Below are 23,843 nucleotides of genomic sequence, written 5' to 3' on the forward strand. Positions count from 1 at the left end.
ACGGTCATCCGCCCCGGTCCTGATCGGGTCGAATCCTGCGGAGAACCTGACGAAAGGGCGGTTACAGCTTGCAGATGGCTGCTGCAAGCCTGCGGGTGACCGCTGGTCAGGCGGGGCGGCGGTAGAGGATCCCGCGCTGCGGCGGGAGTACCACCGACGACGGAGCAGGCCGACCGTCGGCGTCCACGAGGCCCGCAGGGATCCGCACCTTGCGTCGACGCCTGCCGTCCCGGTTGAAGTTCACCGCCGCGAAACCGCCGTCGAACTCCCGCCACCAGGCGTGGTTCTTGCCCTTGGGTTCCGTGCGCGGGGCGCCGAGCTGCCAGTCGAGCTCCGGGGCGTACTGGGTGCGGCTGTAATCATCGTGGGCCGTGGCGGAATATGCGCCCCTGCCCTCGCCGAAGATCCAGAACGCCGACAGCCCGTACGCGAAGTTGGGGTGGCGGTCGTCGCCGTCGGTGGGCACGCGGAGGATGGAGAGTCCCGGCCCTGCCGCCTGTGCGAGCTGCGCCTCGGCGGTCACCGGATCGAAGAGGTCCACCGGGCTGTAGCCGAGCCACACCTCTTCGAAGCCCCCACCGTAGGCGGCGTGGGCCTGCCATCTGCCCGGCTCACGGCGCGACTCGGCGATGTTCGGCACCAGGATCTTCCCGACGCCGTTCAGCGCCGCACCCGCGGCATCCACGAGGTCGCCGAGCGCGGAGCGGAGCGCGGCCATGTCCGCGGCGCCGGAAATGGGCAGCTGCAGCCCGTAGTAGTCCTCGAAGACGTCGTTGTCCGCCATGACGCCGTCGAACGGTGAGTCGCGCAGTTCGGCGACCACGTTGTCCACCCAGCGGCGCTGGTACGCAGGATCCCAGACGCGCATCTGCCAGTGGCCCGCATAGCGCTCCCACTCGATGCGGCTGCCGTCCAGCCGGGTGGCGAACCAGCCGCCGTCCGTCCCGGTGTCCGCCTCGGTGTCCGTCCCCGTGTCCGTCCCGCTGCCCGCAGGGGCGCCGGCCTGGCTCTCCGCCTCGGCATAGGAGACGCCGGAGGTGTAGACCGGCCCGGGCTCATAGCTCCGCGTCGAGGACAGGCACTTGTAGCAGAGCACCGTCATATCGGGACGGCGGCGCTTGAGCTCCTCCGCGGCGGCGGTCTCCCAGGGCTGCAGGATCGCCACCCGGTAGTGCTCCGCGGCGAACTCGAGCTGCCCTGGCAGCAGCGGGTCTCCGTACCGGATCCACGCCCCGACCCCGGTCATGAGTCGATCCGGCTGACGTCCTCGAACTGGGCCGTGTCCAGGCCGCGGAGGTCGGTGATGTCGCCGACAGTCCGGTAGATCTCGTTGTAGGAGGACATGATCTCGTGCATCTGGAAGAACTCCTGCACGCGTGTCCGGGCGTTGGCGGCGTACTCCGCGTAGAGTTCCCGGTTCCCGATCACGGTGCGGATGTTCTCCGCCATCTGCTGGACGTCCCCGGCGACCACGAGCTCCCCGCAGGAGCCGACCGTACGGCCGTCGGTGGTGTACAGCTCGTCCCCGATCAGCTGCCTCATGCCGCCCACATCGGTTCCGACGGTGGGGATGCCGGCTGCCATGGCTTCGAGGACCACGATGGGCTGGCCCTCGTTGTAGCTCGGCAGCACCAGGAGGTCGAACTGGTCGAGCATGTCCCGGACGTTGACCGTGCCGTGGATGGTCACGTGGTCGTGCAGTCCCAGGCTGTCGATCTTGGCCAGGCACGCCTCGTAGTACTCGGGCACGTGCTCGGTGGGGCCGAGGACCTCGAGGTGGAGGTTCGGGAAGCCGTGGCGGCGCAGGATGTCCATGCTCGACAGGAGATCGAGGAGTCCCTTGATCGGTACGACGCGGGCGATGTAGACGAGGCTCCACGTGTGGTCGTCGCCGTGCTGCTCCAGGTGTTCCTGCGCGGCGAGCCGGGCGCGGTACTTGTCATCGAACTCCTCGATGACCATGGCGTTGGGCACGACGACGGCCTTGTCGATGTCGGTGCCCAGGCGCGCGGCCTCGGTGATCGCCGTCGGGTACAGGTAGGTGATCAGGGCGGCGCTCGGGTAGCAGAAGTGGCCCATCTCGGTCCACCACGCCATCCAGGCGCGCTGCTCCGGCGTGACGTCGAACGTCCGGTAGTCCTCCGAGGTGATGGACAGCGCCATGTTGCGGTCCAGCAGCGTATTCACGGTGTCGCGCACGTAGAGGTTGTGCTCGGTCAGCAGGAACGAGGTGTCGTGGTCCCGCGCGGCAGCGGCACCGAGCAGCGAGGCGTAGCCCGTGGTGTGTGCGTGGTAGACGCGCGCCCTCGGCATCGTGTCCCCGAGGACGGCGTAGGCAAGCGAGAGGAAGTTGCGCAGCGTCCAGAAGGAGTCCGCGAGGGACAGGTCGAGCTGGGGCATGCGGACGGAGAGGGCCTCCATGAACTCCCGCGTCCCCAGCAGGGCCCAGAGCGGGTAGGTGCGGGTGCGCGCGTTGAAACCCTCGTCGATGAGTTCCCAGAGCGGCTCCACCTCGCGCCGCTCGGACAGTGCGTAGAGCGCATCGAAGAGGCGGTCGGCGAGGGCCGCGCGCTCGGCGGGTGTCATGCCGAGGTCCTTCGCGGACACCGCCATGAAATCGTGCCGGTGCTCCTGCATGCTCAGGTAGACGGGGCGCACCCAGACCACGTTGTCGGGCATGCCGTAGAGGTCCTCATGGGGAGCGTCGGAGTCCCAGGTGATGTGGATGATCCCGTAGGTCAGGTCGGGGTTGTGCGTGACGATGTCGTGCACCACCGCGGAGACACCGCCCTTGAGGTACGGGTAGGTGGATTCCATGACGATCGCGACGTCGACGTCCTCGTAGTGGCCCTGCGCTGCGGCCTGGGCCGCAGGGACGACGGCGGCGGGGTGCTCGAGTGCTGCGCGGCGGGCCTTCGGGGTCTTGAACACGTACATCGTTCTTCCTTCGTGGGCTGAAAGCGGGTGGAGGCTGGCGGGTGTGCGGCGGTGCTACCAGGACGTGGCGTGGCGCCAGAACAGCGTGTACTCGGGCTGCGACCAGTGGCGCTTGTACAGCACCCACGCGACGGCGACGAGCACGAGGTCCGCCACCACGAGTGCTCCGTACGCGAACGCCGCGCCTGCGGAGGTCTGCGTCGCACCGATCAGCAGGAAGGCGCCCACGCAGAGCGCCAGGTGGATCCCACCGAGCACCTGCGGCACGATCTTCTCGCCGATGTAATCCAGTTCGTAGCTGAGGAGCGTAAGGATCATGAAAGCCCAGGATGCGACGCCCACGGAGACCGCCAGCAGCACGTTCACGGGCTGGATCCCCTCGAGGAGCAGGGAGATGACAAGCGTGAGCACCATGCCGACGGCGCCCGTGCTGAGGACGGCGCGGTCCACCGTTCGACTCAGTCTCCTGGACCTCGTGGCGAGGACGGTGAGCGGCTCCTCGGCGATCGTCCGGTGCAGGGTGGCGACGGCCTTGTCCACCCGCGGGGCGAGATTCACGAAGTAGTAGTTGTACGCGACGACGGCGGGCAGCATCGCGAGGAACACGATCACCACCTGGAAGTCGCCGCCCGTGACGAGGAACAGCACGAACTTGTCGGCCCAGAGGACGGCCCCGAGGAGGAGCCCGCGGACGAGGTCGGAGGAGAAATCGCGCGCGCCGAGGCGCCGGCTGAGGCCGAGGGACGCCAGCCCCCGCCCCATGGCGGCGATCTGCGTGAGAGCGCCGAGCAGCGGCGGGAGCCACCAGATGGTGGGGGCCACGAAGAGGGCGGCTGCGTAGGCGATCCAGGCAATGGCCCAGAGCCCGCGGCGGTCCCCGACGTTCGCGAGGACGAGGGACTGGACGAAGAGCAGGTGGAGTGCGCAGAGGGCCGCGTAGGTGGCGAGGGCCGTGAAGGACCAGCGGGTGGCAAGCCAGAGCGGGAGTGCGAAGACGACCACGAGCGGCAGGGCCTGCACGAACATCGCCGGCCAGGTGGTGCAGAAACGGCGGGTGATGGCGCCCATGTCCCGTTCCGCCATGAGGTCCCCGATGGCACGGTAGGCCGGGAGGCAGGCGGCCTGCGCGAGCCACGGCACGGTGATCGAGGAGGCGAGCACCACGAGGGTCAGCTGCACACCCCCGACGTTGACAGCGGCCATGGCCGGGCTGACCAGCGGGTACACGAGGTTCAGGAGGATCACGGGCGAGAGATACAGCAGGAGCCCGGCACCGGGGCGCGCACCGCTGTCGGACTCCACACGCTCGCCGCTGGAGGCGGCAGGACGGGCGAGCATGAGCAGGGCGACCATGACCAGCAGAACCCCGCCGGCCAGCAGGGCGTACGACCAGCCAGACGGAAGGATCGTGTCCGCAAGCGGCACGAGGGCCGTCAGGACGAGCGCGACGATGATGACCAGTGCCCGGCGTCGGGCAATGGAGTCCTGGAGGAGGGACTGCAGAGATGTCATGGGTTTCCCTTGGGCCCGTCGGCGCGGCGGGATGAGCCGGTCGACGGCCTCGTGTGAGGCGTGAGTGAGACGGGTATTTCCAGCTGCGCTGTAGCCGGAGCCACGCACCTGGGGTGCCAGCAGGTGGCAGATCCGGTCGTTGTCCCGCCCGAAGGGCATGGGTGCGTCGTCGCCGGCTCTGCCAGCGAGCACCTCGATCAAGCTATCGGCCGGACCAGGGGCCGGACACGAGTAGGTCCTACCTACCCATCCAGCGTTCCACTGCCCTGAGCCGACCTGCCTACGTGAAGGAGGGCGTCCCACTACTCACTCGGCGGGGCTCGGACTACTTGGGTCCGCGTATCCGCGCGGTTTCCGAGAGGTATCGGGGATGCACACAAGGTGACATATTGCACATCTGCCCCAGCCGTGACAAAGAACACCCCCGGACCGGCGGAACAGCAGATATCCTCCAAGGCTCGCCGTGCAGTTCTGCCGGCTCGCCGGGATCGGTACGCCCGAGTTGCTGGAGGAGCCGGTCTAGCCGCAGGAACGACCCGCGCAGCATCACGAACCGTCGACGAACAGGCAACGGTTCGACGACGACGGCAACGGTTCCATAGCGGCTCTGTCGCCTGCCCCGATTCGGGCTCACCATGGAGCGATCCACCCACCATACGAAGGAGTAACCATGGGTCGCCCAGCAACTCCAGCGCTGCTGTCATCAGGGGCACTGTGCCTCGCCTTGATCCTTTCCGCCTGCGGCTCTCCCGGGGCCGCCACCGGCACGCCCGAGGCCTCGGACGAAGCGCAGCCCGTATCAGCCGGCTCCTCCGGGGAACCGACGCCGTCCGACCAGCCCTCCGGGCAACCAACCGGGCAACCGTCCGAGCAGCCCACCGGGTCCGGAGCTCCGACATCGTCACCCGCGGAACCGACGCCGTCCGGGCAACCGTCCGACCAGCCCTCGGACCAGCCCCCGGGCCAGCCGTCCGGTCAGCCGTCGGACCCCGCTGCGGACGGCGACTGGGCGACCTACACCACGTCGGACGGGAGCCTGTCCTTCGACCACCCCGTGGACTGGGCCGTCGCCGACGCGCCGGAAGCACCCCCCGAGGGGGTGCTGGTCGTCGTCGATGATGGCACCGGCCGACGACTGGCGACCCTGCGCACGAACCTTGTCACGGGCGCCGTCTGCCCGGAGGAGCTCCCCTACTCGCTCCTCGATTCGGAGGTGCTGCCCGCCCTCAGCCAGGACTCCGGAACGCCGCGCTTCGTGTTCGAGGGACGGACGGACCCCTCCGTCACCGATCCGGTGGCCGCCTCCACGCTCGCGTACGGGATCACGTCCGGGCCCGAGCCCACGGGCCCGACGGCGTGCCCCATCGCGCACTTCTTCACGTGGCCGCCGTCGGGGGCTGCCTTCGGTGGGACCTATGACCCCTTCGAGATCTACCCGGGAAAGCCCGAGCACATCGACACCCCGCAGGCCTACATGGAGACGGAGGAGTACAAGGACATCAGGGCGATGATCACGTCGCTGCGCCCGGCCGGTTAGCTGTTCTTCCCCGCTGGTCTTCCCCGCTGGTCGTGCTGGTGGAGGAACAGCGGGTTCTGCGGCGGGTTCACTGCAGAGCCGTGGCGAAGACGACCATGTTGCGGGTCCAGTGTCCGCGCGCGGGGTCGTACTCGCCATCGCAGGTGATCAGGCGTAGTTGAGCGTCCGGTGTCGGTCCGTAGATCTCCTCGGTGGGAAAGAAATCGGTGCGCTCCGCGGAGATGGTCCGGTCGACGGCGAAGGTGTCCGTGCTTCCGTCCGCCTGTGTCACCGTCACCTGGTCCCCTGGTCCGAGTGCGCCGAGGTCGACGAAGACAGCGGGTCCATCGGGAGCCACGAGGTGTCCGGCGATGACCGAGGGGCCGCGATCGCCCGGGAGGGGGCTTCGGTCGTACCAACCGGCGGCGTCCCAGGCAACGGGCGGCTGCAGTGCATTCTCGGCGTCCAGGGACAAGACTTCCAGTGGGGCGTCGACGCCGATCGCGGGGATGCTGATCCTGACGGGGGCTGCACCTGGGGAGTCTGCCGACGGCGCTGCCTCCGAGGGGTCCTGCAGTCCCCCGGCTGATGCCGCGGAGGCACCGGCGTTCCCGGATGGGCGGGTATCAGGCATCGCGGGTGTCGAGCTGGGCGCGGTGGCTGGACTGGGGGTGGGGGCGCTCGGGGTGTCCGAGCCATCGGGCGCTCCGCAGCCGCTGAGGAGCAGAGCGGCCAGGATCCCGGTGGCGACGGCGAAGCGCGCCTGACGTCTCGAGTTCGGCAATTCGTACCTTTGTCGTTGTGCCTGTGCGGAACAGGTCAGTTGGCGAGGGGTGCGCACCCACCGAGCGTGGTGGTCTCGAGCATGAGTTTTCCCAACGCGGTCCACGCGGCGCCGTAGTACGTGCCGTACTGCTGGGCCATGTCGCTCGCCCGGCCCACGTCGTCGGTCGCCTCCGATGCGTTTCCTGCGGAGGCGGCCGCGGCCGCGCGTGCAAGATAGGCGATGGGGTGCTCGTCGGAGTTCAGGGCAGTACCGCCGAGATCGAGTGAGACGGGCAGGTGGTCTTCCCGTGTGAGGGGTGGGAGCATCTGCGCGGCCAGCCGGCGGTCTTCCTCGAGACATGACTCCGCGAAGCGTAAGGGCAGCCGGGCAGCATCGTAGCTATACCGTGCGTCTTCACCGTTTCCCGCGGCTCCCGCCATCGCATGGACGTCTCCTGTCGCGGTGACCCGTGCCCAGTCCGGCGGCAACGGGCTTTTCGTCAGCAGTGCAGCCGTGACGTCGGCGCCACCCGTCCTCAGCTCCGCCCACCTGGCGTCCCCGGTGCTTTCAGCGAGGAGGCCGAAGGCCACGGGCGACGCGTAGGACGGGTTGTAGTCGTAGTCGGGCCCGCCGGCAGCCCACACTCCCGGTAGGAGTATCCGGCCCAGCGGGGTCTGCGCGGTCATGGACCCGATAACTGCCCCAGCAAGGGAGTTGCCCGCTTCCGTGAGGTCCGGTCGGTCGAACCGGGATCCTGCCAGCACCAGTGCCCTCGCCGCGTCGACGTCCGCATCCGATGCCGGCTCGTCGTCGACGATCTCCCCGTCCTTCCAGCGCCAGGCCAGCAGTCCGTCGGCGCGCAGCAGATTGGACTGCGTCCATCGCCAGATGGTGTCGAAGCGCCCCTCATCGTTCGCGCCCAGGGCGATGAGCAGACCGTAGGCCTGGCCTTCACTGACGGTGTCCCCGCCCTGGTCGTGTCGCACGACGCGGCCGTCACCGTCGACCCAGTTGTCGAGGAAATCGATCGATGCTTCCTCGGCCGTCATCACGTCCTCCGCCACAGGGCCGCTGGTGGTGCTCGGCGCCTGCGACGGTGCCGTCTTCAGCGGGAGCACGCCGGTGGACCAGAGCGCGACGACGACCGTGGCCGCGAGGGCCACCGTGCCGCAGCTGATGATCCAGGCGAGGGTCCCTCGTCTCATCGGCGACGTCGGCCGAGCGCCGGCAGGAGCCTTTCCGGTGCGCCGAGCGCGACGACGAGGATGACACCCACGCCCGCCACGACGGAAAGGACGGCAGGCCAGGAAGTTCCGACGACGTCGTCGATGGTGCTCGAGCCACCGGGCGCGGTTTCGAAGGGACTGCTCCCGGACGGTGCTGCGCCGGTGTTGGTGCCGCCGACGGGCGTGTCAGTCACCGACCCGCTGTCCGGGATCACTTTGACCGTGAGCCCGCCGGAAGCGTTGTCGAGCACCAGGAGTGTGTTCACGCTGCCGGAGGCGAGATCGATACTCGCCTGGCTCTTCCGCGCGTCAGCGAAGAGCTGCAGATCCCACGGTCCGTCCTGGACGGTCGCGTACCCGGTGACTTCCCCGCTTTTCGTGCCGGCGGCAATCGTCATACCCATGCTGGTCTGGATCTCCACGGTCTCGGCGACAGTGCTGGCTTGCAGGACACGCACGCGCGCCTGGCCATCGGCAGGAGGGGTGAGGTCGTCGCTGACCACCTTCGCAGTGAGGTCGGCACTGGTACCGAGGACGGCGAGCGTGAGGGGCTGGTCCGCCTTCACGGTGATGAGCTGGCTGAGAGCCGGCGTGGAGTTCTCCGTGCTTCCCGTGGGCGTCATGTCGACGACATAGGCCCCCACGGGAAGCCGGAGGTAATCCGACACATCGCCGTAGGCGACGTCCTTCAGGTCGAACAGGATCTGCCCGCCGGCTACGGCAGTCAGCGCGACGTCGACCGACCTGGTATCGGGCGACAAGTGAGCCACCCGTGCCCACCCGTGGGGCGTCTGCGCTTCCTCAGCTGCCGAAGCGGGGCCCGACCCGACAACGGACACCACCACGCCGAGGATGAGAGTGACCAGGAGGACCGTCGCCGCACGCACGGGCGTTCTTCCCGGCCTGGCCCGAGCACGGTGTCCCGGGTGGCCGATCGAGCTGTCTGTTGAAGCAGTCATGGATACTTTCCTGAACGGTAGAAAGAGGGAATCGATCGGGAAACGCCGAACGCGGGTCCGGCCGGTGGCGGTCACTGCGCGGGCAGAACGCTGGGAGGCGCTTCGACCGAGAACCTTGCGAGGACACCGTCGGCGGTCTGGACCGCGGAGGCGACGGCGAAATCACCGGTCAGGTCCTCGAACCATCGCTGCTGGGCGGCTGCCTCCGCGGTACCCGGAGTCAGGGGTGTTCCGCCTGCTCCTGCGATCAGTACCTGCCGGCGGAGGGTTCCGTCCTCGCCATCGACCGGGGGGAAGGAGACGGACAGGCGGTCATCGATGGCTGCGCGGCGACTCAGTGCCGCCACGATCCGGGAATCGACCTGCCCCGCGACCAGCTGGGCCCTGCTGTTCTCGTCGAGAACGAGGGCGGGGTTCTGTTCGAGCTCGGCTCCCAGGGACGCCCTGCCTGCGGATTCCAGCTCTGCCTGCTCGGTCCGTGCAGCAATCCCCTCCGGGTGGATACGCCGGACATCGACCGCCTGGGCGCCGACGCCGAAGGACGCCACGACCTCGGAGTTGGTGAGCGCCTCGTTCACCTGGGGAAACTGCTGCGGGAAGGTCCGCATCGAATTGGTGGTGATGATGTAGTCCGCATCACGCCACCCGTTGGGGGACGCGTCGATCACATCGGCGTCGGTATCCATCTTGTAGTACCAGATGACGTTGTCCCGATCGAAGCCGCTGCGCACGAGGTCGACCCACATCGCGTCGTCGATGACCAGGCGATTGGAGCGGGGCACGTTGTTCTCCAGCCAGGCCTCGGCCTGGGCGCTCGGCCGATCGAGATCGGCGAGAAGGAAACCGCGCAGTTGCGTCGTCCAGAGGGGCACCGCAGTGACGACGGCCAGGACGAGCGCTGCCATGATCGCGGCACCACCGGCCCGGCCGACGGTTGATCCGTGCCGCAGCCGGGAGAAGGCCCAACCCGTCACCCCGGCGACGAGGAGCGAGGCGAACGGCAAAAGCATGATGATGTACGGCACCGGCAGGTAGCTGCCCGGCCGGAACATGAAGACGACGAGGGCCAGCACCAGCACTGCATACGGGCGGAGCCTCCTGATGAACAGGCCGACCAGAGACGCGGCAAGGCCTGCCAGGATGAACACCTGGTCGAGCTGCCACCACATCCCGAAGGTGCGGCTGATGAGGCTGTCAGGGTCCGTCACCGATCCACTCGAGGCCCGAGACGAGAGCTGGAAGGCGATCCCGTCGACGAGGCTGACCCGGTTCGATCCCGGGATGAGTTCACCCTTCACCGTGGCGAGCAGGATGTAGCCGAAACCGACCAGGGCGAGCATGGTCGCTGCGACGGACAGGGTGTAGCGCCGCGTCGCGGGCCACGCCGAACGGTACATGACGAAAGCCACCAGAGGCAGCGCCAGGAGGTAGGTCTCCTTGGTCAGGACGGCGACGCCGAACACGACCGCGGCACCGACGAATCCTGCGAGCTGATGCTTGCGGCTCATGGCGAGAATCAGGGCCCCCAGGAGCCAGGGGGTGGCGATGTTGTCGAGGTACACGGTGCGGTGGAATTGCAGTGCCAGCGGAGACAGGGCGAACAGGAGCGCAGCTCCCGTAGCCATTGCCCGGCTCAGCCCGATCTTGCGGCCCAGCAGCCAGAGCAGGGCCGTGCTGATGAGGGTGGCTACCAGGACGGCCTCCCGTCCGGCCATGACAGCGGCATCCCAGCGTTCGAAGGCGCCGGTGAGCTGGGCGTAGCCTGCCAGCTGTATCCAGCCCAGGGGCGGGTGGTCGTACCAGTAGGTGTAGTGGGCCAGTTCGCCGAGGTTGGTGATCGCCCAGGCCTGCGCGACGTACGTCCCCTCGTCGTCGATGCGCTGCGGTGATCCGGCCATGTTCCATGCCTGGACGAGGCCGGCAATGAGCAGCGTGGGAAGAAGGAAGAGAGGCGCCCGTCCGTGGACGCGCCACCAGCGGTTCCATACCGATCGCAGGGGGCGCTGGGCCGGTCGTTGCTCGGGTGCGCGTACGGGAGCCGGTACGTCCTGCCGGTGGGCCGGGGGGCGGTGAAGGGTGGTGCTCATGATGAGGCTCCTGACGTGCTCAGCTGCGCGGCCGACGTGGAGGTAGCAACACCGGCGAACTCTTGCTGCGGCTCCGGGGTGTCGAAGGTGGTGCGGTGCGCTCCGCTGTGTTCGGTCTTCTCCCAGGAGTTCTCGCCCTTCAGCTGGCGGTACACAGCACGTACCGCGGCGGCGGCGAGGAACACCTGATAGGGAAAGGTCCCGAGCACCAGCCGGACGTAGTCGCGGAGCCGCACCTTCTTGCCGTACAGCCGACCGAATTCGCTGAGCCCTGCAGCTTCGGCGGCAAGGGTGACGATGGTCGGCGCAAGCGGCAGGAAGGTGATGAGTGCGACGACGACGGGAACCTTGGCAAAGATCACGAGGGCTATCGACACCGGTATCAGCAAACCGGTTGCGGCCTGCAGGAAAGGCATCGCCAGGATGTAGCGTGCGAACAGGCGCTGCCGTTTCGTCGGCAGTTTGCGCCATTCGCCTTTCCCGAGGACCTGCAGGAAGCCCTGGTTCCAGCGCGTCCGCTGCTTGAACAGCGACGTAAGGGTGCCAGGTGTTTCTTCCCTCGTGACGACCTCGGGACTGTAGGCCACGGCGACCGTTGCTCCCTGGCTCGAGAGCCGGACACCTACCTCGCAGTCCTCGGCGAGGCACTCCGCGTCCCACCCGTCGGACCACTCCAACCAGGTGCGACGAATGAACACGGTGTTCCCGCCGAGCGGTATGAATTTCGCATTGGCATGGAAGTGCAGCCGGGACCGGAACCAGAAGTAGTACTCCAGAACGTTCCGAAGCGACCACCACGTCGTGTCGAAGTTCATCAGCTGCACACCGCCCTGCACCACATCGGCCCCGGTTTCCGTGAAGCGGGAGTCGACGAGCGAGAGGAGCCGTGGGTGGACGTCGTCCTCGGCGTCGAAGACTCCGATGACCGAACCGCGCGCCGACTTCAGTGCGAGGTTCAGTGCCTTCGGCTTGTTCTTGGGAACGGACGAGTCGACGACGACCTTGATGAGGTGCGGATGCCGGGCGGCAGCGGCACGGACCACGGCTTCGGTTCCAGGATCGTCATGCCCCACGATCACGATGATCTCGAAGTCCGGGTGATCCTGCTCCGCGAGTTTGTCCAGTGTCTGTCCCATCACTTCCTCCTCGTGCCTGCCCGGCACAAGGAGCGTGAAGGATTCGGCCGCGGGCCGCGGCGTCCTCGAGAATCCCGTGCGCTGCAGGCTGTCACGCGAACGCCAGGCATGAAGCATCCACCACAGGGTGGTGACGGCGATGACGGTCAACAGGATCGCGACGAGGATCATGCTGGTGTACCCGATCCATTGCCCCACAGACCAGTCGGGCAGAAGCGAATGGAGCTGCGTGTCCGATACCCCTCCGTCGGCGGCTGCTCCGCGATTGGGCGCGATGTCAGGCGCGGGGGACGTGTCAGGGACCGGAGTCAGCAGGGGTGCCGGCTCGGCGGCCGGCACTTCGACTGGTTCGCTGTTCGGATTCAATGAGACCTTCTTCAGTTGTGTCTGGCGTCGACGGCCGAGCCGGCCAGCAAGTCACTTCGGCAGGCGAACCATCGTTCGGTCATCGGCAGGGACCCTCGAGGAGGGACGGGCTCGGGTCGCTGAGGACGACGCCAACCGGGCCTCGACCCGAACGCACAAAATCTCGGTCAACGTCACGCAGTCGACCGAGAGTCGGCGGCGCGCTGGGATGCTCCGGTCTCAAGAGAGCTAGGCGCCGCCGACCCGTTTCGGGGGGATCACGCGTCAGCTGAAGAAGTGCCAGGCACGGCTCCATCTGCTGCAATCTACGCTGACGGCGGTGCGATGACCCGGGAGTACGCCCGGTCCCCTGACAGCAGGAACCGCTCGGCCTCTCCCTCGTTTTCAACCCTAGGGAGCAGGAGACGGGGGATCACGAGTATCGCCTACTGTGATTTCTGTCGGTGGCCACTCGGATTCGTGCGCGCAACACTGAGGTTTTGAGGGAACTGTCTCATTGAGCATTTTCGGCGGTGAGGTTATGGAACATGTCGAATACCTCAGGGGCTCGACCGTATTCGCATAGTCGGAGTGCAACGGCAGGCAGGAACGGCGATCGAATTGCTTGCTGCTTCTGCGGACAATGAGGCGGGGAAACGCACGCCCATCGAATACGGAACCGCCGGAAGAATCGCATTTCCGCCGGCCCGCCGCACCCTTGGTGGCTTCTCTATACCCTAATACGGGGCGTGCGGGGAGAATTTCTTGCCAGGTGAGGATACCCGGCCCGCGTGCTTCTCTGTCGACACGCGCTGCCGCACCATCAGCATTCCGGAATGATCAACGGGCGATTACGGCCGAAAGTCGTGCTGCCGGCTCCGGCAGGAGGAATGCGGAGATGGCTGCGGCGATCTTCCTGCCGCCCTGGACCGAGGGCTCGATGGGATTCGCGTAGTCGCCGTCGTCGTCGCACACCAGGCGGAGGTCGACGACGGACACGCCGCGTGAGAACGCCGCCCGCGTGATGCAGTCGTTGAAGAACGCGAGCGCCGTGCGGATCACGGCGTAGCCCGGTTCGGAGGACGGTGTGTCGTAGATCGTGCAGACCGCCGTGGGCAGGCCCACCGCCGTGACGGCGTCGGTCATGGTGTCGTAGTCCCGTGCGAAGTCCTGCTGGGCGGCCGAGAAGGCGAGCAGCGCGTCGGCGACGCCGCGCACGGGCCGCTGCAGCAGGTGCTGGTAGCCGAGCGCATCGTTCCCGCCGACGCTGACCACGAGGTGCGTGGCGTCCGGCGGCAGTGCGCGCAGCTGGCGTGCGACGCCTGAGGTGACATCCCCGTCGACCGCCAGGAGCGTCACCTTCCAGTCCTGCGGGAGGGCGTCGCGTACCTGCTCGACGACGTCGGGCCCGCCATCGACGTACCGCCCGTTGTCGAAGATGGAGTCTCCGAGCAGCACCACGTGTCCCATGCGGCCTCCTGGTTGGTCGGTCCCTCCATCGTCGCTGCAGCGTGCCTCCGCCACCACAGCTTGCCGTGGTGGCGGAGGAGGGCAAGATGGAGTAGAAGCCCTCCGCGCCGGGACCTTCGGCGTCGGGACCGATCCGAGAGGAGGACACGTGGGTCCAGCCCTCGTCGTCACCGGACCGCAGGACCTCCTGCCGCTCGCCCCTGCCACGACGGACGGCAGGCGTGTGCTGATCGGGATCGTCGGTCCGCCGGGGGCAGGGAAGTCGACGGTGGCGGGCGCCCTTGCCGCGCTCGATCCGGACACCCGGGCGCAGGTCCCCATGGATGGCTTCCACCTGGCGGATGCCGAGCTCGCACGGCAGGGGCTGCTGGACCGCAAGGGCGCCCCGGAGACCTTCGACGCCCACGGCTACGCCACCCTGCTCGCCAGGCTCCGGAGCTGCCCGGACCACCCGGTCTACGCGCCGGCCTTCGAGCGCACCCTCGAGCAGCCCCTGGCCGGCGCACTCGCGGTGGTTCCCTCGGTGTCGCTCGTGGTGACGGAGGGGAACTACCTGCTGCTGGACCGGCCGGGCTGGCGCGAGGCGCGGCAGCAGCTCGACGAAGTGTGGTTCGTGGACCTCGACGCGGACGTCCGCCGTCGCCGGCTGATCGACCGGCATGTCCGCTTCGGCAAGTCACCAGGGGACGCCGAGGAATGGGTGCGGCGCGTGGACGAACCGAATGCCGGCCTCGTCGATGCCACCAGAAGCGCTGCCGACCGCATCCTCGACGTCTCGGGCTGGCGGATCGGCTAGCCCTCCAGGAACCAGCCGCGTGCAGGGTTCCCGACGCCGGGTGCGGCGCGGTCGCTACCGGGCTGTGCCACCCAGTCGACGCCGTTGGCGATCACGCGCTGGACCTGGGGATGGTGGTAGACGGGGTACTCCTGGTCGCCGGGGCTGAAGTAGAAGATCCGGCCCTTGCCGCGGGAGAAGGTCACGCCGGACCGGAACACCTCGCCGCCCTCGAAGGAGCTGATGAAGATCAGGTCGTCGGGTTCCGGGATGTCGAAGAGCTCACCGTACATCTCCTGCTCCGGGATGACGATCGGACTCGCGATTCCCGCGGCAATGGGGTGGGACGGCTTGACGGTCCACACGAGCTCGCGTTCGCCGTCGTTCCGCCACTTCAGGGAGCACGTGGTGCCGAGGAGCCGCGTGAGGATCTTCGAGAAGTGGCCTGAGTGCAGCACCACGAGGCCCATGCCGCCGAGGACGTGCCGGTGCACGCGGTCGACGACGTCGTCCGACACCTCGCCGTGGGCGATGTGCCCCCACCAGAGCAGCACATCGGTGCCCGCGAGGCGCTCCTCGGTGAGTCCGTGCTCCGGGTCCGCCAGGGTCGCCGTCGAGATGCCCGAGCCGGGGAAGTAGCGTCCGAGGGATTCCGCGATGGCTCCGTGGATGCCCCGCGGATACATGGCGCCGATGGTCGCGGGTTCATTGCGGGCCTCGTGGACGCCCTCGTTCCACACGACGATGGCGGGCTTGCTGTCGAACGTCCTGTCGTCCTCCCTGTCGTGTGTCACGTCGTGTGCCTTGTCGTGTGCCTCGTCGTGTGCCATCAGAGCTGGACCTCCCGGTGCTGGGCTGCGGATGCGTAGCAGGCGTCGATGATGCGGGCCCGGGCGAGCGCGAGTGAGCCGTCGTGCCTGCCCCACTCGGACTCGCCCGCGCGGATGGCGGCGAGGAAGTCGTCGACCACACCCCGGTGGCCCAGGGGCGGACCGATCTCCGGGTCGTAGTCGCCGTCCTCGGTGAACACGTGCAGGACCTCCACGGCGTCGCTCGCCGCACCGGTCCTGGTCATCTCGGCGCCGCCGTCGGTCCCGTAGACCCGGAAATCCATGAGGTCGTCCTCATCGCGATAGGCGGCCCAGCCGGCCTCGACGAGAAGGGTCGCGCCGCCTTCGAGCCGGAGGAATGCCGAGGCGAAATCCTCCACCTCGAATGCCGAGCCCGCCGCCTGTGCGCCGTAGGTTCCCCCGCCCCGGCCCCGGGTGCCCAGTTCGGCGTAGGTCGACGCCGAGACGGAGAGGACCTTCGGCTCGCCGAGGAGGTACAGCGCGTAGTCGAGCACATGGACGCCGATGTCCGCGAGGGGCCCGCCGCCCGCCATCTCCCGATTGGTGAACCAGCTGCCCAGCGACGGGATGCCGGAGCGGCGGAGCCAGGACGCCTTGGCGTAGTAGGGACGGCCGAGCCCGCCGTCGTCGATGATGCGCTTGAGGGCGGCGATGCCGCCCCGCCGGCGGTGGTTGAACGCGACGTCGAGCACACGACCGGCCCTGCGTGCCGCGTCGACCATGAGCAGGCCCTCGTCGCCGGTCCGCGCGAGCGGCTTCTCGCTGAGTACATGGAGGCCGCGATCGAGCGCGGCAACCGTGATCGGTGCGTGGAGGAACGTGGGGACGGCGACACTGACGGCGTCGAGCCCTTCGAGCGCGAGGAGGTCCTCCCACCGCGCGACCGCATGCGGGATGCCGTACTCGTCGCGGAGCTCGGCGAGGAGTGCGGGCTCCATGCCGGCCACCCCGATGAGCTCGACGTCCTTCCGGTTCGCGTAGGCCTCGAGGTGCTGGCGTCCGGCCCAGCCGATGCCCACCACGCCTACCCTGAGGCGCCCTTGCCCGTGCGGTTCGTGCTCGTCCAAGGATTGCGGTCCTTCGCTCTCGGGTCCGGCGGCTACGGCGTGAGCCCCTCCAGTAGTCCTACCGCCCGGCCGCGGGTGCTGTCCACGTGCTCCTGGAACGGGTCGGCAGTGGCACGAGGTGGCCGACCGTGCCGACGGCCAGGAGCGGACGTACCGGAAGTGCGCACCGACTGTCGGGAAGGGTTTCGGCGCCCGCCTCGTTACCGCCTGTACACGCACCGCACGGGTGCCGACCAGGAGGACATCCATGACCATCGTCATCACCGGAGCCACCGGACATCTCGGCCGCCAGGTCGTCGAAGAGCTGCTGGCACGCGGCATCGACCCGTCGACCATCGTGGCGGGCGGCCGTAACGAAGATGCGCTGGGCAAGCTGGCCGCATACGGCGTCCGTACGGCACGTGTCGACTACGCGGACCCGTCGACCCTCGATGCCGCCTTCGTGGGCGCCGAGAAGATCCTCCTCATCTCCGGGAACGAGGTGGGAAAGCGCTCCGTGCAGCACAAGGCCGTCATCGATGCCGCCCGCAAGGTGGGCGCCGAACTGGTGTACACGAGCGCGCCGAAGGCCACGACGTCGGACCTCGTCCTGGCTCCCGAGCACAAGGCCACCGAGGGGCTCCTCGAGGGTTCGGGCCTTACCTACACCGTGCTGCGCAACAACTGGTACACCGAGAACTACGACGACACGATCCGCCAGGCAGCCTCGACCGGCAGCATCCTCACCAGTACCGGCAACGGCAGGATCGCGAGTGCGACGCGCAGGGACTACGCCGAGGCCGCGGCCGTCGTGCTGCTGTCCGACGAGTACGCGGGCGAGATCCTCGAACTCGGAGGTGACGAGCCCTGGACCTTCGACGAGCTCGCCGCCACCGTCTCCGAGGTCGCCGGCACCTCCGTCACGGTGAACCAGGTGTCCACCGACGAGCACGTCGCCGCCCTGAAGGGTTTCGGGCTGGACGAGGGTACGGCAGGCTTCGTCGCGGCACTCGATGCGAACATCGCCGCCGGATTGCTCGCCGAGAGCGACGGCACCCTCTCGCGCATCATCGGCCGGCCCACGACGCCGCTGCAGCAGTACGTCCGCGAGCTCCTCGGCACGTAGCGCGCCACCCTCCGCCTGCACCGTCGCGGCTACGCTGGCACGACGACGAGGGAAGCGCGGACTGCAGCAGGAAGGAGCCCGGTGCCCAGCGACCAGGACCTCTCCGTGGGACAACTGGCTGCCCGCAGCGGCATGAGCGTCTCGGCCCTGCATTTCTACGAGCGCCAGGGCCTGATCCGTAGCCGCAGGACCTCGGGTAACCAGCGCCGGTACGACCGCTCTGTCCTGCGCAGGGTCGCCGTCATCGGAGCGGCCCAGCGCGCCGGCATCCCACTCGCCACCGTCGCACGGGCCTTCGCCGAACTCCCCAGCGACGGCGTGCCCGACCAGGAGGACTGGCAGCGGCTGTCGGCCGCGTGGCAGCAGGAAATCCAGGCGCGCATCGCCCAGCTGGAACACCTGCGGGACAGGCTGGGCGGATGCATCGGCTGCGGCTGCCTGTCGCTGGCGACCTGCGGCTTCGTCAATCCGAACGACGCCGCCGGCTCGAGGGGCATCCCGTCGACCCTCCTCGACCCGTGAGAGCCGATTTGACCTCAACCATTGTTGAGGTTCTAGCGTTGAATGCATGACAGTCCCCACCGGCCACGCCGCCCCTCCCGCGGAACTCTTCAAGGATGCTTTCCGCGCGCACCCGGCCGGCATCGCCGTCATCACCGCCCAGGGTCCGGATGGCCCGGTGGGACTGACGGCGTCCTCCGTGTCGTCGGTCTCGGCGGAGCCGCCCGTCCTCGCCTTCTCCGTGTCGACGGCGTCGTCGTCGGCCGCGGCCCTGGTCCGGGCGGACACCCTGGTGGTGCATCTGCTCGGCGCGGACCAGCTCGCCATCGCCCGCCTCTTCGCCGCCCGGGGCACCGACCGCTTCGGGGGCGCCGTGGACTGGCGCCCGCTCCCCTCGGGTGAGCCTCTCCTGACCGACGCACCCTGGGCCCTGCGCTGCCGCATCCTGCACCGCCTGCCCGTCGGCGGATCGATGATCCTCGCCGCCGAGGTCCTGTCCATCGAACAGGGCACACAGGACGAAGTCGCGCCGCTGGTCTACCACAACCGCTCCTACCATCGGCTGGACGACCGGTCACTGCTGGGCTGATCCCACCGGCACAAGGCTGAGGACGGTCCCCGTGGAAGGGCTTTCGGGCATGTCCGGGTCGCGCCCCCACCCCAACGCGGTGGCCAAGGCCGCCGGGCCCCGGCACTTGACCGGGTCGGCGTCCCCACCCTAGGTTGGGCAGGACGTGAGGCGTAGATCACACTCCGCACCCACCGGCGCCAATCCTTCTCGTTCCACCCAGGAGAACATGCGGTGTCTCGAAAATTGAAGCGCTTCAAAATGGAAGTGTCAAGGAGGACACATGAAGAACCCCACCCGGCGGAGGCCGCTCGCGGCCATCGCCGTCGCGAGCCTGCTCGCGTCAGCCCCGCTTGCAGCAGCCGTGCCTGCGGCGGACGCCGCGCCCGGCGCCCCCTATCCCGCCGACTGTCCGTGGATGGACACCTCCCGCTCCCCTGACGAGCGGGCCCGGATCCTGCTGGATGCGAGCACCCTCGGCCAGAAGTACCGGTGGCTCGTCGAGCAGCCTGCCAATGATCCCGCCACCACCTCCTTCAGCGGCGTGGCCTACGAGCCGCAGCTCCCCTGCACCCCGCGGGTCGTCTACACCGACGGCCCGGACGGCGTGCGGTTCACGCAGGGGGTCACGGCCTTCCCCGCGCCCATCGCCCTCGGTGCCACCTGGAACCGGGACCTCGTGTACGAGAAGAGCGCGGCGCAGGGCGCCGAAGCCTTCGACAAGGGCAAGAACGTGGTCCTCGGCCCCGGGATCGCCAGCGGGCGGACACCCCTGTCCGGCCGGACCGCGGAGTACTTCGGGGAGGATTCGCTCCTCAGTGGATCGCTCGCCGGTGCTGCCATCCGCGGCATCGAGGAGGGCAACCCCGGCAAGCCCGTGCTGTCCAACGTGAAGCACTTCGTGGCGAACGAGCAGGAGCTCTCGAGGAACGCGAGCTCCTCGAACATCGACGAACGGACACTGCGCGAGGCGTACGACCTACCCTTCGAGATCGCGATCGCCGAGGGTGGCCCGGAGAGCATCATGTGCTCCTACAACCAGATCAACGGCGTGTACGGATGCGAGAACCCGCTCCTGAAGGACACCCTGCGCTCGAAGCTCGGCTTCGACGGGTACGTCATGTCGGACTTCGGGGCAGTGCACTCCACCGGGGCGTCCATCGACGCCGGGCTGGACCAGGAGTTGAACCGGCCCATCTACTTCACCCCGAAGCTGCTCGACCAGGCACTGGCGACCGGTGAGATCACGGAGGAGCAGGTCGACGGCGCCGCGTTCAACGTCGTCCGGTCCTACATCCGGGGAGGCCTGTTCGACACTCCGTTGCCGACCCCGGCGACCGCGTCGGTCTCCTCGGCCGAGCACAAGGGCATCGCCCGGCGGGCCGTCGAGGAGGGCACGGTGCTCCTCAAGAACGACGGCGTCCTGCCGCTCTCGGCTTCTCCGAAGAGCATCGCCGTGATCGGCCCCACCGCCTCCCGCACCGGAGGCAACGGAGTCAGCGCCCAGACGACCTGCAGCATGAAGTGGCCCTTCGGCTCGCCGAACACGCTCGACTGCTCGCAGGTCGTTTCGATCGAGGACGCGCTCCGCGAGCGGGCGGCGGCCGAAGGGTCGACCGTCGTCTTCGATGACGGGTCGGACCCGGCAGCGGCCGCAGCGGTGGCCGCGCAGGCGGATGTCGCCGTCGTCGTCGGGTACTACACCTCCGGTGAGTTCAACGACCTGGCGGATCTCCGACTCGACGGCAACGGCGACGCGCTCATCCAGGCCGTTGCGGCAGCCAGCCCCGCCACTGTCGCCGTCCTCCAGACGGGCAGCGCGGTGGAGATGCCGTGGCTGGACGACGCGGAAGCCGTCCTGGAGACCTGGTACGCCGGCGAACAGCAGGGACCCGCACTCGCCAACCTCCTCTGGGGGGACGTCAACCCGTCCGGGAAACTGCCGATGACGTTCCCGGCGTCGCTCGCCGACACCCCCTCCCGCACCGCCGAGCAGTACCCGGGCGTCTACTCGAACGGCACGACGACGGCGCCCGCCGGTTCGCGGGAGCTCCGCCAGGTGAACTACACCGAGGGCCTGGCCATCGGGCACAAGTGGTACGACGCGCAGGGCATCGATCCGCTCTTCGCCTTCGGGCACGGCCTGTCCTACACGGACTTCGATTACCGGAACCTGCGGGTCAAGCCCGTGGTGGACAGGAAGACCGCGACCAGGTCGCTGGACATCACGTTCCAGATCACGAACACCGGGTCCGTGGCGGGGGCAGAGGTAGGTCAGGTCTACCTGACGCTGCCGGAAGCCTCCGGCGAGCCCGGCAAGCGCCTGGTGGGATTCGAGAAGGTGACGCTGAAGCCTCATCAGACGACGCAGGTGCACGTCGTCGTGGATGCCGCAGGTCCTGACCACCCCCTGTCGGTGTGGGACCCCACCCGGGACGCGTGGACTGTGCCCGGCGGGACGTTCGCCGTCGAGGTGGGCGGCTCCTCGCAGGAGCTGTCGCTGCACTCCGCGCTGACCCTCGGCTGATTACCCCGAGTAAGGACCCGCCCGTCGCCGACGGGCGGGTCCTTGCCGCGTGCAGGGGCGGCTCCCTCCTCGCCCCGGATCGTCCCGTCGGGAGTGCTCCATCCGGAGTCCGTTGTGACAGTTGACACACTCCCCCGTCGGCCCTACTCTCGATTATTGAAACGCTTCAAAAACGGGGCGCACACTTTCAAGGAGGAAAACGTGGCCACCATGCGGACCAAGAACCGGATGCTGCTCCTGGGCGTAGGACTCAGCACCGCATCGCTCCTGCTGACCGCTTGCGGCGCAGGCAGCTCGGACAACGGCGGGGGCGGCGGTGAGGCGGAGGCCGGAGAATTCTCCTTCCTCACGAACGTCGAGAACACCACGATCCCCACGGAGCTGGAGACCCTGGCCGGCGACCAGTGCAAGACCGCCGCCGACGCCATGCCCCTCAAGGTAGACACCGTCCCTCAAACCAACCTGGACCAGCAGCTCCAGCTGCTCGCCGGACAAGGCGCCCTCCCGGTGCAGTTCGCGGCCGGCAACGCCCCCGCACTGACGAAGGAACTGGCGGCATCGGGCAATGTCCTCGACCTGGAAGCAACCCTGACCGACCTCGACGTCCTCGACCAGGTGGAGCCCGCGGCGATCGACACGATCAAGGCCCTGTACGGAGGCTTCAACGTGCTGCCCTACCAGTACAACGTCGAGGGCATCTGGTACAACAAGCAGCTCTTCGCGGACAACGGCATCGAGGTCCCGCAGACCTGGGACGACTTCACCGCGGCCGCGGAGACGCTCAACACCTCCGGCGTCACGCCTCTCTCCGCCTCGGGCGAGCAGGGCTGGCCCCTCACCCGCCTCATCAGCGGCTACCTCTTCAGCAACCTCGGCAAGGACGCGCTGCAGAAGGTCGCCGATGGCGAAGCCAAGCTCACCGACCCCGAGTACGTCGAAGCCGCGGCCGCCGTCGCGGACCTCGGCCAGAAGGGCTACTTCGGAGAGGGTGTCGGGTCTATCGACTACGACACCGCCATCAACCAGTTCCTCAACGGCAAGGCCGGCATGCTCTACATGGGCAGCTGGGTGCTCGCGAACTTCAACGACGAGGCAGCCAACCAGATCGGCACGGAGAACATCGGCTTCATGCCGTTCCCCAAGGTCGAGGGTGGGGCCGGGATCGACAACCAGTACGCGGCCAACGTCGGCCTGCCCATGGCCATCTCGCAGAAGGCCTACAACGAGCAGACCGGTGAGTGGCTGAAGTGCATCACCGAGAACTACGGCAGCTCGGCCCTCGAGAACCAGGGCTCGATCTCGGGCTTCAAGGTGAACGAGGAGGTCGACGTCGACCCGCTCACGCAGACGGTCCAGGAGACCATCTCCTCGACCGACGAGAGCGTCCTCTGGTTCGAGGCCCTCTTCGGCACCCAGGCGACGACGGCGAGCCAGACCAACGCCGCGCCGCTGGTAACCGGGAGCATCAGCCCGGAGCAGTTCATGGAAACCGTGCAGTCCGCCCTCAAGTAGGGCCGCCCGCGCCGGGGAGGAGGAGACGGACTCCTCCCCGGCGCACCCCTCACCGCATCCCCCGCGACGCGGTCACAAGACGTAGACAAAGGACCACCATGCAGTCAGTACTGGGCGACAAGAAAGCCCTCGCGATCCTCCTGGGCCCAGCACTGCTGGTGTATTCCCTGGTGATGCTCGTCCCCATCATCTGGTCGATGGGCTACACGTTCTTCAGCGGCAACGCGATCTCCGGCTTCACCTTCGCCGGCACGGAGAACCTCACCCGGCTGTTCACCGACCCCGAGGTCCGCACAGCCCTCTCCTTCACGGTCCGGTACGCCATCGTCATCACGGTCGGCCAGATCGTCATGGGCTACCTGCTCTCGCTGATGTACGTGTTCATCCTGAAGAAGTCCTCGAACATCATCCGCACCCTCGTGTTCTTCCCTGTGGTCCTGCCGACGGTCGCTGTCGCACTGCTCTTCCAGAAGATGTTCGAGGTAGCCCCGCAGAACGGGCTCGTGAACAGCCTGCTCAACGGGGTGGGCGTCGAATCGGTCGACTGGTTCGGCAACGCATCCAGCGCCTTCTGGGTCATCGTCCTCATGGACATCTGGCGTTCCATGGGCTTCTACGCCGTCCTTCTCTACGCGGGCCTCGTCGACATCCCGGAGGACATGCTCGAATCGGCCCGGCTCGACGGCGCCACCGGCTGGCGGCTCATTCGAAGCATCGTGCTGCCGCTGTCCATGCCGGTCCTGCTGTCCTCGATCATCTTCAGCATCAACGGCACCCTCAAGGTCTTCGATTCCATCGTGGCCCTGACCAACGGCGGCCCGGGCTCCTCGACCACCCCCCTGACGCTGTACATGTTCCGCACATCCTTCGCCTTCGGCGACTACGGGTACGGCAGCTCGATCGCCCTGCTGCTGACGCTGCTGTGCCTCATCGTCACCATCTTCATCTTCCGGTCCTCGCGCCGCGACCTCACCAAGGACTGA

19 protein-coding genes are annotated in these 23,843 nt (G+C 68.1%); 8 read left to right on the plus strand and 11 right to left on the minus strand.

The features are described 5' to 3' along the window. Positions 1–106: 106 nt before the first annotated feature. Genes P5G52_RS00970 through P5G52_RS00980 form a run of 3 tightly spaced genes read right to left on the minus strand, consistent with a single transcriptional unit; the run spans position 107 to position 4,449 of the window. Complete coding sequence (locus P5G52_RS00970) at positions 107–1,246, minus strand: putative glycoside hydrolase (protein ID WP_301224120.1); 1,140 nt, start codon at positions 1,244–1,246, stop codon at positions 107–109. Then, entirely contained in the window at positions 1,243–2,937 is a 1,695-nt protein-coding gene (gene pelF, locus P5G52_RS00975; RefSeq protein ID WP_301224121.1) for a GT4 family glycosyltransferase PelF, read from the minus strand. Before pelF ends, P5G52_RS00970 begins: the two co-directional genes overlap by 4 nt. Positions 2,938–2,991: 54 nt before the next feature. After that, complete coding sequence (locus P5G52_RS00980; RefSeq protein ID WP_301224122.1) at positions 2,992–4,449, minus strand: hypothetical protein; 1,458 nt, start codon at positions 4,447–4,449, stop codon at positions 2,992–2,994. Between the two features lie 670 nt (positions 4,450–5,119). Here P5G52_RS00980 and P5G52_RS00985 point away from each other — a divergent pair. Beyond that, a complete protein-coding gene (locus P5G52_RS00985; protein ID WP_301224123.1) occupies positions 5,120–5,986 on the plus strand; it encodes a hypothetical protein in 867 nt (288 codons plus the stop codon). A gap of 67 nt (positions 5,987–6,053) precedes the next feature. Here P5G52_RS00985 and P5G52_RS00990 read toward each other — a convergent pair whose 3' ends face one another. The 6 genes from P5G52_RS00990 to P5G52_RS01015 all read right to left on the minus strand — a co-directional run bounded on the left by P5G52_RS00990 (position 6,054) and on the right by P5G52_RS01015 (position 13,954). After that, positions 6,054–6,749, minus strand: a complete 696-nt coding sequence (locus P5G52_RS00990) for a sortase domain-containing protein (protein WP_301224124.1) — start codon at positions 6,747–6,749, stop codon at positions 6,054–6,056. A 35-nt stretch (positions 6,750–6,784) separates the two neighbouring features. Continuing rightward, a complete protein-coding gene (locus tag P5G52_RS00995; protein WP_301224125.1) occupies positions 6,785–7,936 on the minus strand; it encodes a family 8 glycosyl hydrolase in 1,152 nt (383 codons plus the stop codon). Further along, positions 7,933–8,916 (minus strand): DUF4397 domain-containing protein, encoded by a 984-nt coding sequence (locus P5G52_RS01000; RefSeq protein ID WP_301224126.1) that lies wholly within the window; start codon positions 8,914–8,916, stop codon positions 7,933–7,935. Before P5G52_RS01000 ends, P5G52_RS00995 begins: the two co-directional genes overlap by 4 nt. A gap of 71 nt (positions 8,917–8,987) precedes the next feature. Further along, complete coding sequence (locus tag P5G52_RS01005; protein WP_301224127.1) at positions 8,988–11,003, minus strand: ArnT family glycosyltransferase; 2,016 nt, start codon at positions 11,001–11,003, stop codon at positions 8,988–8,990. Next, on the minus strand, positions 11,000–12,505 hold the full coding sequence (locus tag P5G52_RS01010) for a glycosyltransferase (RefSeq protein ID WP_301224128.1): 1,506 nt from the start codon (positions 12,503–12,505) through the stop codon (positions 11,000–11,002). The genes P5G52_RS01005 and P5G52_RS01010 overlap by 4 nt, the downstream gene beginning before the upstream one ends. Before the next feature lie 819 nt (positions 12,506–13,324). Continuing rightward, on the minus strand, positions 13,325–13,954 hold the full coding sequence (locus P5G52_RS01015; protein WP_301224129.1) for an SGNH/GDSL hydrolase family protein: 630 nt from the start codon (positions 13,952–13,954) through the stop codon (positions 13,325–13,327). Positions 13,955–14,102: 148 nt separating this feature from the next. Here P5G52_RS01015 and P5G52_RS01020 point away from each other — a divergent pair, with 148 nt between their 5' ends. Beyond that, positions 14,103–14,750 carry a nucleoside/nucleotide kinase family protein gene (locus tag P5G52_RS01020; RefSeq protein WP_301224130.1) on the plus strand — a complete coding sequence of 216 codons (648 nt, stop codon included), beginning with the start codon at positions 14,103–14,105 and terminating at the stop codon, positions 14,748–14,750. Here the strand turns inward: P5G52_RS01020 and P5G52_RS01025 are convergent. Both P5G52_RS01025 and P5G52_RS01030 read right to left on the minus strand, forming a co-directional pair. Beyond that, the gene (locus P5G52_RS01025) at positions 14,747–15,523 is read right to left on the minus strand and encodes a ThuA domain-containing protein (RefSeq protein ID WP_301224131.1); all 777 of its coding nucleotides are present in this window, start codon (positions 15,521–15,523) and stop codon (positions 14,747–14,749) included. The genes P5G52_RS01020 and P5G52_RS01025 overlap by 4 nt on opposite strands. A 35-nt stretch (positions 15,524–15,558) precedes the next feature. Next, positions 15,559–16,647 carry a Gfo/Idh/MocA family protein gene (locus P5G52_RS01030; protein ID WP_301224132.1) on the minus strand — a complete coding sequence of 363 codons (1,089 nt, stop codon included), beginning with the start codon at positions 16,645–16,647 and terminating at the stop codon, positions 15,559–15,561. A gap of 247 nt (positions 16,648–16,894) precedes the next feature. Here P5G52_RS01030 and P5G52_RS01035 point away from each other — a divergent pair, with 247 nt between their 5' ends. The 6 genes from P5G52_RS01035 to P5G52_RS01060 all read left to right on the plus strand — a co-directional run bounded on the left by P5G52_RS01035 (position 16,895) and on the right by P5G52_RS01060 (position 23,843). Continuing rightward, positions 16,895–17,752: an SDR family oxidoreductase gene (locus P5G52_RS01035; RefSeq protein WP_301224133.1), complete on the plus strand. Its 858-nt coding sequence runs from the start codon at positions 16,895–16,897 to the stop codon at positions 17,750–17,752. 81 nt (positions 17,753–17,833) lie between these two features. Next, the gene (soxR, locus tag P5G52_RS01040) at positions 17,834–18,274 is read left to right on the plus strand and encodes a redox-sensitive transcriptional activator SoxR (protein ID WP_301224134.1); all 441 of its coding nucleotides are present in this window, start codon (positions 17,834–17,836) and stop codon (positions 18,272–18,274) included. A gap of 46 nt (positions 18,275–18,320) precedes the next feature. Then, the gene (locus tag P5G52_RS01045) at positions 18,321–18,842 is read left to right on the plus strand and encodes a flavin reductase family protein (protein ID WP_301224135.1); all 522 of its coding nucleotides are present in this window, start codon (positions 18,321–18,323) and stop codon (positions 18,840–18,842) included. A 262-nt stretch (positions 18,843–19,104) separates the two neighbouring features. Next, a complete protein-coding gene (locus tag P5G52_RS01050; RefSeq protein WP_301224136.1) occupies positions 19,105–21,348 on the plus strand; it encodes a beta-glucosidase in 2,244 nt (747 codons plus the stop codon). Between the two features lie 210 nt (positions 21,349–21,558). After that, positions 21,559–22,860, plus strand: coding sequence for an ABC transporter substrate-binding protein (locus P5G52_RS01055; RefSeq protein ID WP_301228582.1), 1,302 nt, complete (start codon positions 21,559–21,561; stop codon positions 22,858–22,860). A gap of 98 nt (positions 22,861–22,958) precedes the next feature. Next, positions 22,959–23,843 carry a carbohydrate ABC transporter permease gene (locus tag P5G52_RS01060; RefSeq protein ID WP_301224137.1) on the plus strand — a complete coding sequence of 295 codons (885 nt, stop codon included), beginning with the start codon at positions 22,959–22,961 and terminating at the stop codon, positions 23,841–23,843.

Source organism: Arthrobacter burdickii (assembly GCF_030433645.1).
GTDB lineage: Bacteria > Actinomycetota > Actinomycetes > Actinomycetales > Micrococcaceae > Arthrobacter_D > Arthrobacter_D burdickii.